The organism is Bacteroides sp. MSSM.1001136sp1_RTP21357st2_D2_RTP21359_211015, from assembly GCF_040913205.1.
Taxonomy (GTDB): Bacteria; Bacteroidota; Bacteroidia; order Bacteroidales; family Bacteroidaceae; genus Bacteroides; species Bacteroides ovatus.
Map to the genome: position 1 here is coordinate 1 of NZ_JBDFVF010000088.1, position 1,297 is coordinate 1,297.

Genomic DNA, 1,297 nt, shown 5'->3' on the forward strand with positions numbered 1-1,297 from the left:
TGAAGTCCCGCTCGTCGGGACGGGTGCTCCCGCCCCTATTCTTATGGATTACGCAAGCGAATTTTGATAATTTCTCGAAAAAAAAGCATCCGTCCTAATTACAGCGAACATAATCGTAACTAATTTCGCTCTAACTGCATTCAGAACCGACATCTTATTTTTTCCCTCTTCGACCTTTCTGTCATAATATTTCTTCAATGGACTATTTTTCACTTGTGAAACAGATAGTGCCGCCATATGTAGCAAATGCTTGATGCTCTTGTCAGCCCTATTAGATACTCTATTTTTAGAACGTTGGCTACTTCCTGACACATAGACGAACGGAACAACTCCTGCATGACAGCAAAACTTCCTGGGATCAGTAAAAGAAGTGAAAGCATCTGTTTCCATGATCATCTTCAGTGCAACACGTTCCCCAACTCCATCCACAGACATGAGTAAATCCATTTGATGAGCAATGACAGGTGCCTGATTTATAAGTTCTTTTATTTCAAGGTCTATTTGTGCTATGTAATCCGTAAATGTATTGATAATCCCTTCAACTCTATTGCATTTAGCAATATATATTGAGTGTTCCATATAGTCTACCTGATCTTTTAGCTGGGATTGATATTTAGCCCTATCTGCAACAAGCATACTGCGTTCTGTTGATAAGTTTTTGAGTTTTTGTATTATAAGCTCTGATGCGGTATACGGTTGTAGGCAATCATTATATCTTTCTGCATACATTGCTATTCGGCAGGCATCTATTTTATCATTTTTGCCACGAGGTATTCCATGACAATATTTTATTTTAGCTGCATCTTCCAAACATAAGTAGACTCCTATACTTTTTGTTGCACAGACCAAAGGATAGGTATATTGCCCTGTATGTTCCGCACAGACAACCAAACTGTCCTCAGAGAGGAAAAATTTCTCAAACGTTCTTGTTAACCAAGATTTAATAGAGGATAGATCATTAGGAATAACATCATAAAGGATGTCCTTACCGTTACTCCTTAAACATAAATCCAATTTTTTCTTACTCACATCAACTCCTAAATAAAAAACTTTCATACTTTTGTTTTTGAACATTAAACAAAAAAGAAAGGACCTGAACTTGACCTAATAACCTTAAACAGGTTTACTGAAATTCTTATATGGGTTTGAGTTCAAGGAAGGAGCAAAAGGACCGAATAGGGACTTAGACTTGACTTCTATTGCCGCTGATGGTTTTCCTTTTGCTTTCCTTTCAATATCAATTCAAAGATAAATATTTTGATGCTGCAAATCTAAGGTTGCCGCTAGGGCGATCCCC

1 protein-coding gene is annotated in these 1,297 nt (G+C 37.4%); it reads right to left on the reverse strand.

Annotated features, from left to right (window positions below; translation table 11 throughout):
* Positions 1–48: 48 nt before the first annotated feature.
* Positions 49–1,056, reverse strand: a complete 1,008-nt coding sequence (locus tag AB5217_RS24865; protein ID WP_004307071.1) for an IS110 family transposase — start codon at positions 1,054–1,056, stop codon at positions 49–51.
* Between the last annotated feature and the right edge of the window lie 241 nt (positions 1,057–1,297).

Excerpts from the sequence above, each read along its gene's own strand:
- AB5217_RS24865 (WP_004307071.1), bottom strand. The coding sequence starts at position 1,056 with ATGAAAGTTTTTTATTTAGGAGTTGATGTGAGTAAGAAAAAATTGGAT.